This window comes from Gaetbulibacter sp. S0825 (assembly GCF_011777505.1).
Classification (GTDB): domain Bacteria; phylum Bacteroidota; class Bacteroidia; order Flavobacteriales; family Flavobacteriaceae; genus Pontimicrobium.
Window position 1 is genome coordinate 461,739 of sequence record NZ_JAATJT010000003.1, and the last position, 16,870, is coordinate 478,608.

15 protein-coding genes are annotated in these 16,870 nt (G+C 31.0%); 4 read left to right on the forward strand and 11 right to left on the reverse strand.

The window, feature by feature from the left end:
* Positions 1–41 precede the first annotated feature (41 nt).
* The 3 genes from HB672_RS13305 to HB672_RS13315 form a co-directional block, all read right to left on the reverse strand.
* The gene (locus tag HB672_RS13305; protein WP_167770010.1) at positions 42–470 is read right to left on the reverse strand and encodes a hypothetical protein; all 429 of its coding nucleotides are present in this window, start codon (positions 468–470) and stop codon (positions 42–44) included.
* 25 nt (positions 471–495) lie between these two features.
* Positions 496–1,392: a hypothetical protein gene (locus HB672_RS13310; protein ID WP_167770011.1), complete on the reverse strand. Its 897-nt coding sequence runs from the start codon at positions 1,390–1,392 to the stop codon at positions 496–498.
* 110 nt (positions 1,393–1,502) lie between these two features.
* Positions 1,503–1,994: a YkgJ family cysteine cluster protein gene (locus tag HB672_RS13315; RefSeq protein WP_167770012.1), complete on the reverse strand. Its 492-nt coding sequence runs from the start codon at positions 1,992–1,994 to the stop codon at positions 1,503–1,505.
* A 74-nt stretch (positions 1,995–2,068) separates the two neighbouring features.
* Between HB672_RS13315 and HB672_RS13320 the strand changes: the two genes are divergently transcribed.
* Positions 2,069–2,764, forward strand: coding sequence for a methyltransferase domain-containing protein (locus HB672_RS13320; protein WP_167770013.1), 696 nt, complete (start codon positions 2,069–2,071; stop codon positions 2,762–2,764).
* 4 nt (positions 2,765–2,768) lie between these two features.
* Here HB672_RS13320 and HB672_RS13325 read toward each other — a convergent pair whose 3' ends face one another.
* Positions 2,769–4,514, reverse strand: a complete 1,746-nt coding sequence (locus HB672_RS13325; RefSeq protein ID WP_167770014.1) for a TonB-dependent receptor — start codon at positions 4,512–4,514, stop codon at positions 2,769–2,771.
* A 25-nt stretch (positions 4,515–4,539) separates the two neighbouring features.
* Positions 4,540–7,566, reverse strand: a complete 3,027-nt coding sequence (locus HB672_RS13330) for a tetratricopeptide repeat protein (protein WP_167770015.1) — start codon at positions 7,564–7,566, stop codon at positions 4,540–4,542.
* Between the two features lie 240 nt (positions 7,567–7,806).
* Between HB672_RS13330 and HB672_RS13335 the strand changes: the two genes are divergently transcribed.
* Together HB672_RS13335 and HB672_RS13340 are read left to right on the forward strand one after the other, a co-directional pair.
* Entirely contained in the window at positions 7,807–8,490 is a 684-nt protein-coding gene (locus HB672_RS13335; protein WP_167770016.1) for an ATP-binding cassette domain-containing protein, read from the forward strand.
* A 2-nt stretch (positions 8,491–8,492) separates the two neighbouring features.
* A complete protein-coding gene (locus tag HB672_RS13340; RefSeq protein ID WP_167770017.1) occupies positions 8,493–9,386 on the forward strand; it encodes a glycosyltransferase in 894 nt (297 codons plus the stop codon).
* Positions 9,387–9,390: 4 nt separating this feature from the next.
* Here the strand turns inward: HB672_RS13340 and HB672_RS13345 are convergent, their stop codons facing one another.
* Positions 9,391–10,482 carry a glycosyltransferase gene (locus tag HB672_RS13345; RefSeq protein WP_167770018.1) on the reverse strand — a complete coding sequence of 364 codons (1,092 nt, stop codon included), beginning with the start codon at positions 10,480–10,482 and terminating at the stop codon, positions 9,391–9,393.
* A 1-nt stretch (position 10,483) separates the two neighbouring features.
* Entirely contained in the window at positions 10,484–11,575 is a 1,092-nt protein-coding gene (locus HB672_RS13350) for a glycosyltransferase (protein ID WP_167770019.1), read from the reverse strand.
* 92 nt (positions 11,576–11,667) lie between these two features.
* Here HB672_RS13350 and HB672_RS13355 point away from each other — a divergent pair, with 92 nt between their 5' ends.
* Positions 11,668–12,615, forward strand: coding sequence for a glycosyltransferase family 2 protein (locus tag HB672_RS13355; RefSeq protein WP_167770020.1), 948 nt, complete (start codon positions 11,668–11,670; stop codon positions 12,613–12,615).
* Here the strand turns inward: HB672_RS13355 and HB672_RS13360 are convergent.
* The 4 genes from HB672_RS13360 to HB672_RS13375 are packed head-to-tail and all read right to left on the reverse strand — an operon-like array spanning position 12,608 to position 16,866.
* Complete coding sequence (locus HB672_RS13360; protein WP_167770021.1) at positions 12,608–13,006, reverse strand: FdtA/QdtA family cupin domain-containing protein; 399 nt, start codon at positions 13,004–13,006, stop codon at positions 12,608–12,610. The genes HB672_RS13355 and HB672_RS13360 overlap by 8 nt on opposite strands.
* Before the next feature lies 1 nt (position 13,007).
* The gene (locus tag HB672_RS13365) at positions 13,008–14,486 is read right to left on the reverse strand and encodes an oligosaccharide flippase family protein (protein WP_167770022.1); all 1,479 of its coding nucleotides are present in this window, start codon (positions 14,484–14,486) and stop codon (positions 13,008–13,010) included.
* Positions 14,476–15,777, reverse strand: coding sequence for an O-antigen translocase (locus HB672_RS13370; RefSeq protein WP_167770023.1), 1,302 nt, complete (start codon positions 15,775–15,777; stop codon positions 14,476–14,478). Before HB672_RS13370 ends, HB672_RS13365 begins: the two co-directional genes overlap by 11 nt.
* Positions 15,778–16,866 (reverse strand): DegT/DnrJ/EryC1/StrS family aminotransferase, encoded by a 1,089-nt coding sequence (locus tag HB672_RS13375; protein WP_348272563.1) that lies wholly within the window; start codon positions 16,864–16,866, stop codon positions 15,778–15,780.
* Between the last annotated feature and the right edge of the window lie 4 nt (positions 16,867–16,870).

Sequence of the window (16,870 nt, forward strand, 5' to 3'; positions counted from 1 at the left end):
GTTTGCTAACCAGGAATTATTCTTTTTGTTGGCTGTCGGTTTTATTCAGTTTTTAATTTAGTTAGTATAAACTTATCATAACTTAATTCTAATATTTTAAATTCCATTCCATAGCTTGCAATTCCAACACTTGTTTTCAAAATCATATTTATTTTGTCAATAGACCAACTACCTCTTTTAGGATTTAAGCTATTATCGTTTAAACAAGGGATTGAATTAGCAGAATATCCAGAAACAAACCCTCCATTGTAATAAAATATAACTAGTTGACTAATATAATCTTTGTTATAAGCTAATCTTTTTACTAATACAATATTCTCGCCACTTCGGTTAGATTGGACTTCCCAAACTTCAGACAAATCTCCATAAAGATACTTAAAATCAAATTCTGCTGAATCTTTGATTTGTCCATAACCTATTCCAAAAACCGAGGCTATAAAAACTATTGATAAAAAAAACTTAACTTTCATTCCTATTCTTTTCTAACTGCGGTGACTACCTATTACTATTAACAATCAATTCCGTCTTTTTTAAATCTACTGCAGAGAGTTTATCCTTAAATAAAGCCGCATCATCTTCTTTTTTTAACAATTTAAAAGTCGTGTAGTTTAAGAAATTGTATAATGTTTGGTTGGTCGAATCAATTTCAGCTTCATCTATCCTTTTTAATAATCTACGCGCTTTACCAGGGTTATTTAAAATTAACGCTTTTTCAATATCAAGAAAATCCAATCGCTGCAAAAACCCTACTTTGTTATTTAAACTGCTTTTATCAAGATATTGCTTCGCTTCATCAAAATAAATATCTGCTAGCTTAATTACCTCAGGCCTAACATTCTTTTGTACGTATATTGAAAAATCTAAATATTTAGACCCCAAATTAAATGCTGTAGTGACATTTTGTTCTTTAGAATAATTGTTGAGTTCATGTTTTAAAAAGGTGGTGCTTAAAGCATACTTTTTAATTAATAACGTTAGGTTTTCGATTGGAACATCGTATGGCTCAATATTTAAAATATTTCCGTTAGCATCCATAATTTTAATGCTATCGTCTTTTAACTTATCTAAATACCATGTGCTTCTATTTTTTTTAGCTTCATTATATAATTTATCATACTCCGTCTCTAATAAGATAAGAGGTACAAAATGCTTCCAAATCAAACTATTTACCTCATCGTTTTCATTTAAATCTACCACAACTGAAACGCTTTTCTCGCCAACTAATCTTACTGGATACGGATAATCCAAGGTGTTTTGCCACATAACCAATAACATTTTGTCTTGTACTAATGCCAAACGCTTTGCTACATCAAAAGAGGTAAACCACTCTTGGGCATTACAAATAGTAATTGAGCTAAATGCTATTAAAAAAATAAGGATTGTTTTTTTCATGTGTTCATTTATATTGTTTTTCAATTGTCATACTTCGACTGCGCTCAGTACAGGCTTGTAACATCCATTTAATCATTTTTATGTTTGATTAAATTATAGTTATGAGTGTTTCATTGAATGTTCTTTTTCATTTCTTCAACAATATTAAAAGCAGCTGGACAAATAGCCACATTTTTAAGTGTTAAGTTAGTAATTTGCTGAAACTTTTTTCTATTAGTGTGCGGAAATTCTCTGCATGCCTTTGGTCGTACATCATAAATCGCACAATAATTATCACTTCCTAAAAAGGTACAAGGTACACTTTGCAACACATAATCGTTGTCTTCATCTAGCCGCAAAAATTGTTCCGTAAATTGCTGCGGTTTTAATTTAAAATGTTTTGAAATTCTCTCAATATCTTTACTAGTAAATAAAGGCCCTGTGGTTTTACAACAGTTAGCACACTCTAGGCAATCTGTTTTTTTAAATTCCTCGTCGTGCAAGTCTTGCATGATATAGTCTAATTGCTTAGGTGGTTTCTTTTTTAGCTTTGCAAAGAAGGTTTTATTCTCCTTATGTTTATCTTTGGCGAGCTTTGGAAGATTATTAATAATGTCTTGCATAGTGTAAAAATACTAAAGTTCTCGATACAATTTCGATAAATCGAAATCACTCGAACTGACGAAAACTATATTCAATGAAAGACGTATTTGGAAAAGCTATTTTAGATTATCAAAACGGAAACTATACAGAAGACATCATTACTTCTACAAGTATTTCGGATGACGATGTGTTACCTATTCCTTACTTGTTTAGAGGCTTTTCTGAAATGCCAAACATAGAACAAAAGGCTTTACAACTAGCTAAAGGAAAAACTTTAGATGTTGGTTGTGGTGCAGGTTCGCATAGTTTGTATTTACAAAAAAAAGGCATAGATGTAAAGTCTATTGACATCTCAGAAGGTGCTATAGACACCTGCAAGCTAAGAGGCTTAGAAAATGCTCATGTATTTGATATATTAGATGAAACCGAAACCTTTGATACTATTTTAATGCTTATGAATGGATCTGGGTTTTTTGAATGTTTACAACGAGCACCTTATGTTTTAAATCATTTAAAAGGTTTACTTAATAAAAATGGACAAATACTTATTGATTCTTCAGACATTAAATATATGTATGAAGACGACGATGGTGGGTTTTGGTTTGATGCAAATAGCGACTATTATGGTGAATTAGAATACCATGTAACATACAAAGGTGAAACCGAAAGTTTCACCTGGATGTATTTAGATTTTGACAATCTTAAAACCGCTTGTGACATTGTTGGATTACAATGCGAACTCGTTTTAGAAGGTGAGCATTATGATTTTTTAGCAAGAATTACCAACTAGCTTTTTAAAAATCAAACTTATAAGTAGTTCCAGCTATAAACTGAATACCTTGAACTGGATAATTCAACCACCTTTTATAATCTTGATTTGCAATGTTATTTGCTTTAGCATACACAGACCACTTATCGTTAATTCGGTAACCTAAATGTGCATTGGCGTCGAAATAACTTTCTAGGGTGTGTGTGGTTGTTAAACTTTCGCTTGGATCTAACGAACCTTCAATAGAACTTTGGTCAAAACGCTCGCCTATATAAAACAAATTAGCGCCTGCAAACCAATGCTCATCAAATTGAATATCCATAAAGAGCGAGCCTTCAAAATCAGGTAGATTCCATGGTTTTGCTTCGTTTTTGGTATTGTATGAGAAATATTCGGCTTTTATTCCTAAGGTGAAGTTCCTGTTTACATCTACATTTATTTCACCAAAAACACTTAATGTTGAAACATTATCATACACTACATTATATGAATTTCCTTTGTTATAATTATTGTTAGTGGTTTGATTCATGTCTTTATTATTCTTAAATAATGCCTTATCGTTTTCGGCATAATACTTACCTCTAATATTATAACTCATATTGTTAGACAACTTTCCTTTTAAACCCACATAAGCATCATATTGCTTGTCTGTAGGCAAGATATTAAGTGTTGGAGATACATACGGATTTTCATTAGCAAACTGATGATACGTGTTTTGAATTAAACCCCCTTCAAGACCTCCATAGGCTATTAATAACTCATTTACCAATCTGTAAGTTGCTGTAATGTTAGGATAAATATATATTTTGTTTTTTCCAGCTTCGGTATCGTTTAAATAAAACACAGACGCTCCAAGATTAAGTGTTAAGTCATCTTGTTTCATTTGATAACTAGAAGATACACCAACATTAAAATTACCATATTTTAATTTATCACTTGTTTCATACGATTGGTTAAAAGACCCATTTAAATAATCTAGTTTTATGGTTGTATTTAAATCACCATCGTTTAATGGAATGTCAAAATTCGTGCTCATTGCAAAGTGATTTTCTCCTGAATCATAGTCGTCAGCAAAACGTCTAAAACGCATATTGCCATTATTGAATAATCTGTCGTCAAAATCTATCTTTCCACCAAATTCAAACGTAAAAAACTTATGTTGAGGCATCATTGGGTCTGCAAAAGCTTGGTCGTATGTAGGCTGTGGCAAACCGTACCAATTAAACACTTGCTGCTGAAATCCTGCATCTACATTCCAAGAATAATCACGAAGTTTTCTTGCGTAATTGGTATTGATTTGTGTATTTGAAAAAGCATCATCTAATAATATATCTTCAATCCCTCCTTGTGATGAATGGTGACTTACGTAACCTCCAACACTTTCGGTTCTATTTATGGCATGATTTAAATATACTTCGCCTAAAAAACTGGTATAAGAGCCAACTCCAAACGATGCGTAATTATCATACAGCTTAGCTTTCTCTCCTTTGTCCACTTCAGCTGCTTTTCCTTTTGCAGGTGTAAACGTCGATGCCACTGGGATTGAAAAAATATTATATTTTATTACTTTTTTGGTCGTTGTGTTTTCATCATCTAACGACGGAATTTCCTTTACCTTAAATGCATCCGAAATTTTTGGCGTATAAGGTTTTACCACATTCACAACCTCGGTGTTAATAGTATCCTTGGTTTTTCTGTTTTCTTGTGCAATCACTGTTACAGTTGAAAATAAGAAAGTAACTATAAAGATGTTTTTGATTTGATTTAACATGCTTGTATGTTTTCGTTTTTTGATTTTAATTTCCATTATCGGTTTCTACTGAAGCATTTGTTTTTGCTTGTTCCGATTTGATTCTACGAAGTTCAGTCCTTGCTTCATCGACTACATCATCAAACTCAACAAAGTTTTCAGTAACACTCTCTAAAATATAGGTTGCTTGATAGGCATCACCTAAAGCATAAAAATTCTTTGCCATAATTACCAAACCTTTCGCACCATATAATTTATAACCTGAATAATCTTTAGCTAATTTTTGAACTACTGTATTAGACGATTTATACTGTCCTTCTTGGTTTTTGAAATAAGCATTATAATACAATGCTTCGGCTGCTAATTCTCCAGATGCGATTCTTTCAACTTGGGCGTACGCCGATTTAGCTTTACTTTCATCGCCAGTTTTCATAGCTGATCGTGCTATAATAACATGTGCATCACTTTTAACATTCTTATCCGTTCTAGAGCTTGCTAGTACTTTTTCGGCATAGGCTACAGCTTGATTGTAATCCTGTAACTGGTAATGTACTTTCATTAAATTAGATTGTGCAAATACTACATTTTGAGGGAAATCTGCTTCGTTTTCCAAACGCTCTAAAATCGGCATTGCTCTTGTAACATCTTTCTCATTCAAATAGATTTCTCCTAATCTCGTTAAGGCTAGTTCTGTGAACTCACCACTTTGCTTATTAACCACATATTCGTAATGAGGTGCTGCATTTGTTTGCAAATCATCTTTATAATATAACTGTGCTAAGTAAAAATGAGATTTTAAGGCATGTAAGCCATTTGGGAACTCGTTTAAATAACCGTTAAATAACCTAATTGCTCTACCTGTGTCTCCCGCTAAATATTGTTTTTCGGCAGATTCGTAAGTTGTATTATCTAAATCGGCATCAGAAACATTCACATAATCCAAGCCTTTTACCCAACGTGCGTATTCATCTACACGACCAAGATCTATATAAATTAATCGCGCCGTGGACACAGCTTGCATACCTTCAGGAGATCCTGGGTAATTGTTAGCAACATTTTTAAACTTAGATAATGCATCTTCATTTTTGCCAGCATTATAATACACTAATCCTTGTCTTAACAGCGATTTAGATGCATAAGGGCTCGACCTGTATTCTTTATTTAGCTGATCGTATAGCTGCATTGCTCTATCTTCCTCACCTTTTTTAACATAGGAGTTTCCTAGTTCATAAAGTGCGTCATCACGTAGCGGCGACCTTTTATATGTAGTAATAAATTCTTCTAATTCCTTAATCTTTGTGCTTCCTTGACCTATATAACCATAGCTTATTGCTTTTTGAAAGAAGGCATAATCTGGTTCAATCTGGTTCATTTTAATTGCTCTTTCGTAAGCATTTATCGCCTTGTTGTAATCACTGGATACGAAATGACCATCACCCAAACGTAAAAAAGCATCGTTGATTCTTAACTTATCTTCAGAAGTATTGGAAATGTACTTTTGGAAATGCTCTGTTGCTTTTGCATAGCTTTTTTGCTTGAAATAGGTATAACCTAAGTTATAATCGATGTTTTTAATTTCTGGAGTTCCAGATGATTGGCTACTACCTTGAAATTGTTTAAAACCAACCAAAGCATCGTCATAATTGGTGAGGTTATAATCAGTTTCAGCTTTCCAAAAAATAGCTCTAGCTAAAAATTTCTCGTCTCTTGGCTCAGCAATAGACTTATCAAAATACGATTCGGCTTCTAAGTATTGGCTTTCATTATATAACTCGACACCTCTATAAAATGCTACTTTTTGGTAAGCAACTTTGTTTTCGAAACTTTTTCTTCCTTCTAAAAGATTTAAAGCCTCTTTGTAGTTTTTTGATGTAATGTAAGAATCAATCAACAAGGTTTCAATTTCTTCCTTATAGCCTGTATCTGGGTATTTATCTAAATAGCCTGCTAACACTTGTGGTACTGATTGATACGGATTACCTATTTCGTAGCTAATCTTTGCATAATTTAACCAAGCATCTTCCTGAATTTTTAAATCGTAGTCCATTTGAGAAGCATTACGAAAGGCATTTAAGGCTTCTTGTTTTTTATCGACATTAATGTAGCTCTCCCCTAAATGGTAATAGGCGTTTTGCGCTACAGAATCGTTTCCATCAATAATTTTATTGAATTCTGAAATCGCATTTTCAAAGTCATTTTGTTTATAATATGCATATCCTAATAGGTAATAATCGGTATTATTCCAACGTTTGCGCTTTCCTTGATAGGCTTTTAAATATGGAATGGCTTCGGCATATTGTTCTAGGTTAAAATAGCTTTCGCCTATAATTTTAGATAATTCTGAAACCTCAGTATCATCGCTCGTTGGCAATTTCTCTTTGGCTAATTCTATTGCTTTTTCGAAGTTTCCTAATTTAAAGTTTAAGTCTGCTTGGTAATAAGACAGTCCTTCTTGATATTTTTCGTTATCACTTACTTGCTCAAAATATTCTGAAGCTTTGTCGTAATCGTCTCCTTCATACGCCATATATCCAATATAGTACTTTGCTTGAGAGCCATACTTTTCAGAGTTTTCTACTCTTGATAAATATTTTTTGGCACCTTGTGCATTATTGGTCGCATAAAAAGAATAGCCATAATTAAAATAGAACTTCTCGCGCTCACTTCTAGCTAAGGCTTCTTCATCCACTTTATCATACCACTTTCTTGCGTAAGCAAATTTTGAGTTTTCAAAATAGTAATCGGCCACATCAATATATGCTGTGTTACGTTTAGTACTAGTAGGGTAATCGTTTACAAAATTTTGTATTAAATCGTCAGCATTTTGTTGATTTAATCTCACTGCACAATTGGCTATATAGTAGGCACAATCGGACTTTACAACTTCATCCGTTGCTGTATCCTCAATTTTATCGAACATAGATTGTGCTGCTAAATATTGCTTGCTATTGTAAAGTGATAATGCTTTTTGAAAATCTACTAAGTCGCTTGTATAAGCTGCTGTTTGTTGCGCAAAAACACCAAGATTAATTGTCAGTGTCAATACAATTGCTAATAATCTTAATTTAGTCATTAACTTCGTTTTTTGTTGAGAAATTATTAGTATAAACTAATGTGATACTTTTCTTAGTAATCAATATTGATACCAAAAATACTTTATATCGTTTTTATAACGTTAGAAATTTATGATAATTATAAACCAAGTTATTAAATGTTAAAAAGTTGTCAATTAACTTCGTTTAAATACTGCGTATTTTTTGAGTAATTCCTTATTTAATAATACATTTACAGTACTTTAAAACTAAAAGATTTTATGCCTGAAACAGTTTTACAATTAAAAGATGCGTCTATTTATCAAGGTGATAGTTTAGTGCTCGCCGATGTGAATTTTGAAATGAACAAAGGCGATTTTGTCTATCTAATTGGTAAAACTGGAACAGGTAAAAGTAGTTTTATGAAAACGCTTTATGGTGACTTAGAACTCACAAAGGGAGAAGGCAACATTGTAGATTTTGATTTAGCAAAATTAAAAGAAGATGACATTCCTTTTTTACGAAGAAAACTTGGTGTTGTGTTTCAAGATTTTAAACTCCTTAACGATAGAACAGTAAATGCAAATTTAGAGTTTGTTCTAAAAGCTACTGGATGGAAAGACAAAGAAGAAATCGCCACTAAAATTGAAGATGTTTTAAATCGCGTTGGCATGAAAACCAAAGGATTTAAATATCCTTATGAGTTGTCTGGAGGTGAGCAACAACGTATTGCTATTGCTAGGTCCCTATTAAACGACCCTGAATTAATTCTAGCAGATGAACCAACTGGAAATCTAGACCCTCAAACTAGTATTGAGGTTATGGAAGTACTGCAAGAGCTCAACAAAAAAGGACATACTATTTTAATGGCAACACACGACTATGCCTTACTTTTAAAATATCCAAGCAAAACATTAAAATGCGACGACAATAAAGTGTTTGAAGTTGTGCAACGTAAAGGCTAATTATGCTCTCTGTTTTAATTCCTGCTTATAATTACAATATCACTCAGTTAGTAAATGAGTTACATAAACAGCTAGTAGCTTCAAATATTGATTTTGAAATTATTTGTTTGGATGACAAGTCTAACCAAGATATTATAGATTCCAATTTAAGCATAAGTGTGTTATCAAATACCGCTTATAAACTATCCGATAAGAATAATGGTATAGCTGTAAACAGGCAAATCTTAGTCGATACTGCAATTTATGACTGGATTATATTGATTGATGCCGATATGGAATTAATTGATGATAGCTTTATTTCAAATTATTTACAAGCGATTAACAATGGTTACGAAGTGATTTTTGGTGGTATTTCGTATAAAAACTCACAACCAAACTCTAACAATATTTTAAGATGGAAGTATGGTAAACAATGTGAAGAACTTAATGCGAAAAAACGCAACAAGCGTCCCTACAAAGTAACTTCTGCTGCCAATTTATGTATAAAAAAAGATGTATATAAACAGTTTGGTTTAGGAGATGTTGGTAATTCTTATGGTATGGATATCTTTTTTGGACCTCAACTAAAACTGCACAAAGTTCCTGTAATACATATAGATAATAGTGTTTATCACTTAGGTCTCGAAAGCAGTAGTAAGTATTTAAGTAAAGTAGAGTTTGCAGTTAGTACATTACATAATCTCTATTATGAAGGTAAGATTAAAAAACATGAAAACAGTTTACTTAAAACATTTCTGTTAATGAAAAAAACTGGTTTTAACTATGTCTGTTCAGGGCTTTATAAGGTTTTTAATTCTAAAATCAAGACACAATTGCTATCAAGAAATCCAAAAATTAAATTGCTTCAACTTTATAAAATTTTATATATGTGTTATTACGATTTATATACAAAGTAAAACTCTATTCTAGTGATTGAAATAAGTCGTGCCATTGCTTCATTATAATATCAATATCAAATTTTTTCACACTCTTTTTTGCATTTTCACCTAGTTCTCTTATTAATGTTTTATCATCTATTAACTGTTTTATTTTATTAGCATAAGCATCAATATCAAAGCTTTTAATCAAGTAACCATTAGTACCATTATCGATTAACATTTTTGGACCAGAAGCACTTTCAAATGCAATGGCTGGCAAACCATAAGCCATAGCCTCAATAATCACCAATCCAAAAGCTTCTGAGGATGATGTATTTAAGAGCATTGAAGCATTTACATATTCTGCTGTAATATTTTTTGTTGGTGGATGAAGTTCTACCTGAGTACCAATCTCTAGTTTTTTAACCAATGTTTCTAATGCCTTTTCATTATCACTTTCACCAAAAACTTTAAGAGTCCAATCAGGATAATCTTTAACTACCTTTTGCCATATTTTTAATAGTAAGTCAAATTGTTTTTCTACCGAATGTCTTCCAACAGCTAAGACTATTTTATTGTCAAATTTAGGGTCATCTAGAGGTGGCTTAAACCAAATTGGGTTATAAATTAACTTGACATTGTTGCATTTCCAATCTTTTCTATCATCATCATTCGAGACAGCGAAAACTATATATTTTTTAATACTTTGGTCAATTAAAAAATTGGCTCCCTTTTTCTTAAGGTATTCTACAAATGTTGTTGTTTTAATTTGTCTGCTACCATGTCTTTCATAAACTAATGACGCATTAGATTTAACCAAAAGAGGTAGTAGAGTTCCTTTAAAACCATTGTCACAATTAATAATAACTTCTGGTTTTACATCATTAATTATACTTTGCAGCATTCGTTTATATTTCCTTAAATGCCAAAATCCAAAATCTTTAATATCAATTTTATGAAACTTAATGTTGTTATTAAACTCATAAAAAAAAGTATTGGATTTATTGTTGGTTGTAATTACATCAATATTATAACCATATGTTTCAACCAAGTAATTAAGTTTTACAGACAGTAATCTAGAAACACCTCCAGAGCCTTGTAGATTTGTAGTTATATATAGTAGTTTTGGTGACAAATTAATTTTTATATTTCATTAAATCTAACCATTGCTTTCCAATAGCTTCAATCGAAAATTTCTGAGCTGTTTTAAAAGCATTCATCTTACAAGTGTCATATAATTTACTATCATACATCATTGTATTTATTCCTTCGGTTAAAGCTTTAATATTTTGATGTTCTATTAAAAGCCCATTTTCGCCAGGACTAATCACTTCTTCTGGACCAGTTGGACAATTAAATGACACCACTGGAGTTTTACACGCCAATGATTCTAACAAAACCATTGGCAAACCTTCTAATTCACTTGATAATACAAAGAACTTAGCATTCTTAATATACTTAAAAGGGTTGTTTTTAAACCCTAAAAAATGCACTAAACTTTCAATATTAAAAGATTTTGCAATAGACTTTAAATTTTCCTTCAATTTTCCTTCTCCTAATATTACTAAAGCAATTCCTTGATTTGGCAATTTAGATTTTGCATAGGCTTCAATAAGTTTATCAAACTGTTTTACATTAGTATCGTACTGGCCTACTCCAATTATATATTTAAAATCCAATTCGATTGCATCTTGACTTTTAATAACAATATCATCAATATCTATAGAATTATATATTGTCGATACATTATCTAAATGATGTTTATTTTGAATTAGCTGTTGCATAGTTTTAGTAATAGCAACATTTTGAAATGCATTGCCATACATTAATCTAGTTAAAGGTGAAAAATTTGGCATATAGCTATCTATTTTAGAGCTATGAACAGTAAATATCGTTTTAGTATTATAAACCCATCTTGAAACTAATAGTTCTTGAATCGGTTTAATTCTAAATCTAAAGTCAATAATAAAATCAAAATCATGCTTATTTAAATATTTCTTTAAAGCGACTAATCTTTTAATCTTGTTAAAAATGCCATTATACTTGTTCTTTAACTTTCCTAAATTAAAAACTTCGCCAGAGTGAGGGTACTTTATGTCATCAAGTACAATTATGTTATGAACTTCAACATTGTTAGCATGAAAAAAGTTAGATAAATTTGCCATTACTCGTTCAGCACCTCCTTTATTTAATCGATATCCTACTAAAGCAATTTTTGGTCGACTCATTATTAAAACAATGTTTCTTCAAAAATAAATGATTAATTCATTTATTCTATTTTTCTTTATTCTAAATTTATACAATAAAACTGTTTCATTGGATGATTTTGCTATCTGTACATCTTATAACTTTTAATAACGAGCAACATATAGAAGAGACTCTTCAATCTATCTTAAAGCAAAAAGTTGATTTTGATTATGAAATTGTTGTTGGTGATGATTGTTCAACAGATAGCACTTTAAATGTTATTGAGACTTATGCTGCAAAACATCCAAACATATTCAATATTAAAAAGAATAGTGAGCAATTAGGAATTCTTAAAAACTTTAAAGCAACTTTAGATAGATGTAGTGGGACTTTTGTGTTTGATATTGCTGGCGATGACATGCTTAAAACTACTGATGCATTACAAAAAATGGTGAATGTACTTAAGAGTAATCATATTTTAGGTTTTGTTGACAGTGGGTTTGATAGTTATTACGAAGACACAAAAACCATCAGCGTATTTAAAAATGAATCAATTATTTGCGCTATGAAAGAAGCATACAAAGAAGCTGTCTTACTAGGTAACGTTGCTCCTATTGGTCAATGTTTTAGAAAAGATGCAGTGCTTAAACATGTAGATTTTGACACCTATATAAATATGAACATCACCATTGAAGACTATCCCATTCTGGTAGACATGGTCATGAACACTGAATTTGAAAGAATAAATGAACCGTTGTGTGTTTATAGATCACATGATGCTTCTTACTCTCATGAAAAAGATTTAGATAAGTTTGTTTTTCAAAAACTTCAAATGAAAAAATTGTTTAATTATTTCGCAAAAAAATATACGTTCCCTATTGAAATAAGAAAAAGTTATTTAAGCAGTCACAATAAAGCCTTGTTATTTTATGCTGGTTATTTTAGTAATAAGAAACTTGGAAAAGAGGTCTATAAATCCATTAAATCAAAATCTTTAAAAGATAGGATTCATTATTTAGCAAGTCAATATCCTACAATTAGAAAACTGGTTTCTTTAAGGAAAAGCCTGAAAATCAACTAGCACAAAATACATTAAAATCTCTAATGTAATCGTCTTTATCATAAACTTCTGAGGCTACAACCAAACAAATGGCTCCAGAAGAAAACTCCTCTAGTTCTCTCCAAACCATATTAGGAATCAATAGTCCTTTATTAGGTTTGTTTAAAGTAATTGTTTGTTTGTCTCCGTTTTTATCTTTTAAAACCACATCAAAACTTCCACTAATAGCGATTAATAATTGCTGTAATTGTTTATGTGCATGACCACCTCTATAGGAGCCGCTAGGTACATCATACAAATAATAAACACGTTTGATATCGAAAGGAATTACATCGTTTTCTATAACAGAAAGATTGCCTCTAACATCAGTGATTTTTGGAATATCGATTATTTTAATTTGGCTTAAACTCAAACTACTTACTTTTTGTTATTCGTTGTTTTATTTGCTTAATTAAATCGGTTTTTCTATCTAATCTATTAATGCTAAAAATACTTGATGCAGCAATAAAAACAAACAGTATTGCATATTTTATGTATAAATTATCAATGTAAGTTGCCAAATAAGTTCCAAAGCATAGTATTAAACAAATAAATAATATTTTATAAAATTCGTTTTCAAACTTAAATTGATATTTATTATTTGTTATAATTTTTATTCCAAAAAGATATATAATATAATACACAAGATAACCTATCCCAATACCTGTAAGTCCACCATAAACATACCCGAAAACACTCATTATTAGCAGTAACACGTTAAAACCAACTTCGGTTTTTATATAAAGTTTAGAATCTCCTTTAGCCACAAGTATATATCCCATAGACCAAGACACTGCTTTAAATATTGTGGCTAAAATTCCGAAGGTTAGAATACCAATAATTGGCATAAATTCTTTAGTAAAAAGTATACTAATAATGGTAGGAATAAATGCCAGAAAGATTACTATAATAGGCGTTAACAATAAAATAGCTACGTAAGCTTGCTGATTTACAACCTTAAGCATAGTTTTTTGTTCGTTAACAATAGAAGATAATCTTGGAAAATAATCTTTACTCATAGCACTAAAAACAACACCTACATAAGCATTAATTATTATAAAAGCAGCATTGTAAAACCCTACCTCATCTACACCTCCATTATTCGTAATAAAGATTTGGATTGCATAAATAGTTATAACAGTTGCAAGACTTCCTAAGCTTAAAACAAAGCCTAGCTTCATCATAGATTTTCCCTGGCTCAAAGTTTCTTTTACAGCAAGTTTAGGTTGGTTTACAAACTCCTTTTTAGTGTAAATCCAAGAAAATATATAAGTGAAAAATGAGATTAAGATAATAGCTGGAACAATTCCACTAATACCATAATAATAATACAATGGGATAATGACTATTAGGCTAAAAAAACTTCCCCATAATGAAGCTTTCGCCAATTTCTTTAACCTTCTTAATCCTTGTAAAATTGCAAGATTTCCAACTGTGAGTTGATTGAATAACACAGCAACGGACAAAAGCATAAAAGATACTGTATGCGATGAATCTTCAAAAGCTAATTTGCTTAACCAAGGAGACAATACAAATGTGATAACAGCTCCCAGTAATCCAGTAATCCAGCACAACCTTTTTAGGACACTTACTATTCTTAATACTTTCTTTTCATCTTTATCATATAAAGCTGAAATCTCCTTTACGGCACTTACATCCAGGCCTAGTTTAGAAAAACCGATGATAACATTTAAAGTAGAGTTTAAAACACCTACTATACCTACTCCCGCTGGACCAATAAGCATAGCTGCTAATTTCGATTTTGCTATAGAAATAAAAACACCTAAAACCTGAACACCACTAAATAAAGATGTAGTTTTTAAAATATCTCGATATGAATTTTCACTCTTCATGTTCAGGAATTACACCAAATAGAGAACTGCTAAAAATTATTACTATAATTATAAAATACAAAACATAACTAACAAAATGCGCCATGTTTGCTCCTACAACACCATACATATCCACAAAATATAAACTCGTAAAATAAGTTATAAATACTAAAAATAGCTCTGTTATAATAAAGTGCCAAAACATCTTTTTGGCAATAAAATTATAAGCTATTAAAACGGATAGAATTTTCACAAAATCTCCTAATAATTGCCATCCAAACAACTCTTTAACGGGCAAGAAATCGTCTGTTAAAAATAGCATAATTATAAAGGGTTTGAGTAAGTAAATTACCAAAAGTCCTAAACCAAAAACAGGTGCTATATTTTTATAAAAACTAGTTATTTCAGCTCTAAATTCCTTTTTTTCTTTAATTTCAGCAAATCTTGGTAGAAAATAAAGCGCCATTATAGAATTTACAAACATTAAATAATAGGTTGAAATTCTATTCATTGCTTCCCAATAACCAGCACTGTTCATACCTTCATTAGTAATTATATAATTTCTAATACCAATAGTTACTAAAGGCAATGCAATACCAGTCACCAAAGCAATGAGTGCAAATGGACCAAGTTTTTTAATCCATTGAAAATCTATGTTTTCAACCTTAATTTGGTTAATTAAATTTCGCCTATTTAAAATACCCACAAGTGTAATTAAAAAGATAAGCGATGGCGAAATAACTACCGAAATAAGTGCTCCATCTATATTATTTTTCCATATTAATAGTAAGGTCACTCCCAATCCCATGATTTGTCCAATAATATTGATAACCAAAAGGATTTTATACTTCGAAAACCCATTCATAATGGAAAAACAAAACATATTTAAGGCATAGAAAGGGATTGCCAATGCCATTATTTTTATGATATATGCAAAATCGTAATTATCAGAAAACAAAAATATATTAACTCTTTCGGCATTATAATAACACATTAAACTCACTAAAATAGTAGCAAAAAAACCTAAATAGTAGGCTGTAGAAATCGTTTTACTCAACTTGGCCGCATCTTCCTTAAACTCGCCTATATATTTTACGACGCCATTATAAAGTCCAACGGTTGCAAAGGTTTGAATTGAGGTAAAAAAGCTCCTTAAGTTTCCAATTAACGCCATTCCCTCAGCGCCAATAAAAATGGCAATGAATTTGGTGGTCAAAAAACCTGAAATAATTTTAGTCAATACTGTTGCAGAATGCAACCAAGCAACTTTAACTAAGACTTTACTATTAATATATTTAATTAACTTTTTCAATTAGTAGGCATTTAAAAGTTCTATTATTGTTTGCACATCTTGGTTTGTCATTGTTGGGTACAAAGGCAAACTTACAACTGTTTTATGGATTTTCTCTGTAATAGGAAAACTCAAATATGAAAATTCTTCTAATGCTTTTTGTTTGTGGGGCGGAATTGGGTAATGGATTATTGTCTCTACTCCATTTCTATTTAAATAATCTACAAAAGCATCCCTATCTTTTACTCTCACCACAAATTGATGAAACACATGATTTCCTTTTTCTGATAAACTAGGTAATAATATTTTAAGAGAAGTTATTCCTAAGGTATATTGTTTTGCTATTTCTATTCTACGTTTATTATCCGAGTCAAGAAAAGGTAATTTAATATTCAAGAACATGGCTTGAATTTCATCCAATCTAGAATTGAAACCTTTAACTTCATTTACATATTTTGAATCAGTTCCATAATTACTCAATTTGCGAATCATGTTCGCTAACTCTTTATTATTAGTAGTAACACAGCCTCCATCACCTAATGCTCCTAGATTCTTACTTGGGTAGAAACTAAACCCAGCTGCATCACCAAAATTTCCTGCTTTTATTCCTTCACCATTAACTGCTCCATGTGCTTGAGCAGTATCCTCTATTGACAACAAATTATGCTTAATTGATATTTTTTTTATTGCCTCAACATCTGCAAGCTGACCATATAAATGGACCACCATTATTGCTCTAGTTTTCCATGTGATGGCATCCTCAATTTTAGTAGGAGAAATATTAAAAGACTTCTCATCTGGCTCTACCAATACTGGATTTAATCCAGAATGAATAATAGCCAATATAGATGCTATATAAGTGTTTGCAGGAACAATTACTTCATCACCTTTTTGTAATAAACCAAGCTCTATATACGCTTTAAAAATTATTGTTAATGCGTCTAAACCATTTGCAGTACCAATACAAAATTTAGTGCCACAATAATTTGCGAAATTAGTTTCAAAAGCATCTACCTCATCGCCTAAAATATATCTTCCTGAAGCTAAAAATTTAACGTAAGCTGCTCTAAATTCCTTATCAAATCGCACATTAACACTATGCAAATCCATAAAA